Origin of the sequence: Metabacillus niabensis, assembly GCF_902829255.1 — a bacterium.
Classification (GTDB): domain Bacteria; phylum Bacillota; class Bacilli; order Bacillales; family Bacillaceae; genus Metabacillus; species Metabacillus niabensis.
This window is the reverse complement of sequence record NZ_CADEPK010000318.1, coordinates 1-4,985: the sequence shown is the minus strand read 5'-3', so window position 1 is coordinate 4,985 and position 4,985 is coordinate 1. Positions and strand designations below refer to the sequence as shown.

Annotated in this window: 3 protein-coding genes; all 3 read right to left on the bottom strand. The window is 36.2% G+C overall.

Translation table 11 applies throughout. The features are described from left to right. Positions 1 to 173 precede the first annotated feature (173 nt). Positions 174 to 341, bottom strand: coding sequence for a hypothetical protein (locus HU235_RS18290; RefSeq protein ID WP_170944265.1), 168 nt, complete (start codon positions 339 to 341; stop codon positions 174 to 176). 149 nt (positions 342 to 490) lie between these two features. Next, a complete protein-coding gene (locus HU235_RS18285) occupies positions 491 to 2,620 on the bottom strand; it encodes a peptidoglycan D,D-transpeptidase FtsI family protein (protein WP_233452273.1) in 2,130 nt (709 codons plus the stop codon). 203 nt (positions 2,621 to 2,823) lie between these two features. Next, positions 2,824 to 4,947 (bottom strand): peptidoglycan D,D-transpeptidase FtsI family protein, encoded by a 2,124-nt coding sequence (locus HU235_RS18280; protein ID WP_233452275.1) that lies wholly within the window; start codon positions 4,945 to 4,947, stop codon positions 2,824 to 2,826. Positions 4,948 to 4,985: the final 38 nt, after the last annotated feature.

The window sequence follows — 4,985 nt, the reverse complement described above, 5'->3', positions numbered from 1 at the left end:
AGTATGTATTATTAAGTGTACGAGGTTACAAATTTTTGTCAATGACTAACTGGGTAGTTAAAACATATATTTTAAAGTATACTTTAACGATTTTCATATCCCTTTTATTTTGGGATAACTTTCCATTTAAAATTATCACTTTAAATTACATAAGAAAAGAGGCATTTCGCCCCTTAATTGTTCCGATTATTATTTGCTCTTTCTTTTTTTGCTTTATCTTTGTGGATTTTATTTGTATCAGCACTTCCTACTTCATGGCTAAATTCTGAATCAATAACGCTTGAATCAAAACCCTTTTTGTTTTTCTGCTGTGGGTCATTTTTCTTCGTTCGCTTTGCCATTTGACATCACTTCCTTTCTCACATCTATTTTGTGTAAGCAATTCAAAAAATATGAAAGGAAATGACTACTGCTTTTCATCCTTTATGACTATGTTAAAAAATAGTAGGAATGGTTTATTTTTAAAATGAGCAAAAGAAAAAGAAGAGAATTACTCCTCTTCTTTTTCTGTAGTATTAACATCCGCATTTATTTCGGTTGTTGTTACATATTTCTTTTGTAAATCAACATATGCACCGACAATTCGATTTGCGATTCTTTTGTTTATTGGATCAGCATCTGAACCAACCCATGGGACTACAACACTAAAGGCAATTTCTGGATCATCAGCTGGATAATACCCAACAAAGTTTAGGTTATTTGTTTCATGTCCCCAATAGTTGCGGTTAGGACCATAGTAATGGGTTTGGGATGTACCTGTTTTTCCAGCTACATCATAATCAAAATGTCCTCTAGCAGTACCTGTTCTTACAACTCTCTTAAAGCCATCTTGAACACGTTCGATATCCTCTTTTGTGTTATTAACTCTATTAAGTACCTTAGGTGCTTTTTCAATCGCTACTGGACCTAATGTTGCTTCTTCAATAGGTGTATGGATGCTCGTTACAATCCGCGGTTGCACACGAGAGCCACCGTTGGCAATGACTGAAACATATTGTGCTAGCTGTAATGGTGTATACGTATCAAACTGCCCGATTGCAATATCTAATATTTTACCAGGCTGATCCGGATCACTTATTAAACCGGCTGATTCCTGTGGCAAATCAATACCCGTCGGAACACCTAAACCAAATTGGGCAAAATAATTTCTAAGCTTTTGGAAATCCTCATCAGATGCATAAAATGGACCATATGGCACGTAGTTAATATCGGCTATACGCATCGCGACGTTGAACATATAAACGTTAGAGGACTTTTCCAATGCTGTTAAATCACTTACTCGGCCTAAATTACTATATGAGCTCTTCACAATTGGACCCTTGAAATATAAAGAGGTATCGTTAAATGTTTGTCCATGTGGCATCCCATCTTGGTACCCAGCAAGAACGGTTGCACCTTTTACAGTGGAACCTGCCTCATACTGAGTTGCAAATGTTCCGTAGGCAAAGTCGAGCATTTCCCCACTGCGGTTATTCAAATCAATTTGCTTCCCTGCCATTGCAAGTACGTCACCTTGGTAAGGATCCATGACAACAGCGAAAGCACGATCCATCAAAAAGTTACCAGACTTTTTGCTTGCAGCACCTAGCTCTTCTTCAATAATCTGTTCAACCTTCATTTGAAGTTCCATATCAAAGGAAAGCTTTAGATCGTAGCCTCGTTGCCCTTCATCTATCACTTCTTTTGATACGATATTGCCACTATTGTCTGATGTATATTCAATCTTTGCTTTCCGAGGGTTTAAATAGTCCTCATACTCATATTCTAAATAACTTTTTCCGACCCTCTCGTTACGAGAATAGCCTCTAGCAGTATAATATTGCTCACGTGATTCTAAAATTCCTTGCTCAGGTGAAGTTAGTCCTCCAAAAATCGTTTGCAGTGGGTCATAAGGGTATGATCTTCCCCAATCAGTTATAACATCTACGCCTGGAAGCTCCTCTAAATGTTCGGATACTATCGCAACCTCTTCCTGAGTCAGGTTTGAAGATAATTCTTCATTATTGACATTCATTGATTTTACAACTTGTGGTTCATATTGATAACCTGAGGAAAACCGTTTGTACAAATAAGCAAGCTCCATTTGCTCAGCATCTGATTCTAATGCTTTAACTTCAGCATCTGGAACACGTTCCACTTGTATTTTATACGTTTCAGATGGCTTTAACTCAAGCTCATCCTCTTTTAGTAATTTTTTAGCTTCCTTAGGATATGCTGCTAACCAATAATCACGAAAATCTCGATCCTTTAATTCATGCTTTAAAAATTCCACATCATATGTTAAATATTTCGCAAGCTTTTTTGCAACCTCAATTTTATCTTCCGTCTTTGTTGATTTTTCAACTGTATACGTAATTGCAGGGACACTAACATTATCAACAACAACCCTACCATAACGATCATACATTTTCCCTCGTGGAGCTGGTAAGCTCGCGTAATCAGATTCTGTCCGTGAAACCTCTTTTGAAAACTCTTCACCTTGTACAATTTGGACGACACCTAATCGGACGATAAGGGCAACGAACAATACAAAGACAAGAAAGAAGAAAACATTGATGCGGATATACCTTGATTTTTTTAATTTACGATGCTCCGATGCACTTGCACCTTTCTCTGTCAATTTGGTTCCTCCTTTACTTGGTCTATATTAAGTATTAAACCTTCACGTTTTTATTATTTTAGAACAACATTTATTTTACCATTAAGATTTATGAACGAATAGTGTTTAGTTTATGAAAAATATGTGAAATATACAGGATCTCTTATATGTATTGCCTATACAGTTTTTCGTTTATTTTATCCATAAATGAAAAAAGAGGAAGGTTATCCCTCCTCTTTCTCGTTTTGATTATCTTTTTCATTTATTTCGGTTGTTGTAACATATTTTTTTTGGAGATCTGCATATGCATTAACAATTCGATTAGCTATGTTTTTATTAACTGTATATCCTTCTGTACCTGCCCAAGGTACAACTACACTAAACGCTATCTTAGGTTCCTCAGATGGATAGTAGCCTACAAAATTTAAATTATTTGTTTCCTTACCCCAAGCGGATTTTTTTGGTCCATAATAAAGAGTTTCAGATGTACCTGTTTTCCCTGCAACATCTAGTTTAAATTTACCTTTAGCTGTCCCTGTAGTAGTAACTAATTTAAATCCCTTTTGAACCCTTTCAAAATCTGACTGTGTATTGTTAATTTTATTTAATATTTTCGGTGTTCTTTCTTTAGCTATTGGGCCTAACTCATTCTCTTCTATCGGCTCATGAATGCTTGTAACAACTCTAGGTTGAACACGAAAGCCCCCATTTGCAATTGCGGATACATATTGTGCCATTTGCAATGGTGTATATGTATCATATTGTCCTATAGCTATATCAAGTAATTTCCCAACTGTATCAGGTTCAGTAACTAGTCCCTTTGATTCATTTGGTAAGTCTATTTCAGTTGGTACTCCTAACCCAAATTGCGCAAAATAATTACGAAGGGTTTGAAAATCCTCATCAGAAGCTGGGAAAGGACCATTTGGAACATAGTGGATACCAGCAATTTCCATAGCAACATGAAACATATAAACATTTGATGAAAGCTTTAATGCTCTCAAATCATCAGTACTCCCCATATTCATGTATGACTTCTTTGGTGGTGTATCTTTAAGTAGAATTGGAGCATCATAGAAGGACTGTCCTTGTGGAATACCGTACTGATATCCTGCCAAAACTGTTGCACCTTTTATAGTAGAACCAATTTCATATTGAGTTGTAAAGGCTCCAAAAGGATAATCATTCATTTCTCCTGTTTCTAAATCAATTAATTTTCCAGCCATGGTTAAAACGTCACCATTATGAGGATCCATCATAACGACAAATGCGCGATCCATTAAATAGTTTGCACCTAGTTTTTTAGCTGCTCGCAACTCTTCCTCAATAATGTCCTCTACCTTCATCTGCAGCTCCATGTCAAAGGAAAGCTTTAAGTCATATCCTCGTTGACCCTCGTCTATAATTTGCTCTGACACAATATTTCCACTCTTATCTGCCACATATTCAACCTTTGCCTTTTGCGGGTTCAAATATTCTTCATACTGATATTCAAGATAACTTTTCCCAACGCGATCGTTTCTTGAATATCCTCTTGCTAAATAATACTCTTCACGTGATTCTAATATCCCTTGTTCAGGAGAGGTTAATCCGCCAAATATTGATTTTAAGGATTCATATGGATATGAACGCCCCCAATCGGTAATGACGTCAACTCCTGGTAACTCCTCTAGACGTTCAGATACAGCAGAAATCTCTTCATCTGTTAAATTTGAAGCAATCTCATCACCGTTAATATTTTTTGATTTTACTACTTGTGGCTCATACTGATATCCCGAAGAAAATCGTTTGTACAAATAAGCTAGTTCTAATTGCTCTAAATTACTTTTAATCGCTTCAACTTTAGTACTAGGGACTCGCTCTACCTGTAATTTATACGTTTCCTTTCCCTCTAGCTTAAGCTCTTTCTTTGTCAGTAATTTTTCCGCTTCTTTAGGATGGGCAGCTAACCAATAGTCCTTAATATCTCGATCCTGTACTTCCTTTTTTAAAAACGCTTCATCATACTGGATATATTGAGCTAGCTTCTTTGCTGTTTTAATCTTATCACTAGTTTTCGTCGCTTTATTAACAGTATATGTAATCGCTGGGACGCTAACATTATCTACTACAACACGGTTGTATCTGTCATACATCTTTCCCCGTGGTGCAGGTAAGCTAGCAATATCTGAATCTGTTTTTGCCACCTCTTTTGCAAATTCTTCTCCTTGCACAATTTGGACGATTCCTAATCGAACAATTAATGCGACAAATAAAAGAAATACAAGAAAAAAGAAAAAATTAATACGAATATACCTTGACCTTTTAATCTTACGAGAATTCGTCGAAGGTGTAGCTTGCTCTTTCACTCTAGTTCCCCCAATTAATAATAGATAATATAAGGAAT

Coding starts and splice junctions, on each gene's coding strand:
- HU235_RS18290 (WP_170944265.1), bottom strand. CDS start 341: ATGGCAAAGCGAACGAAGAAAAATGACCCACAGCAGAAAAACAAAAAG.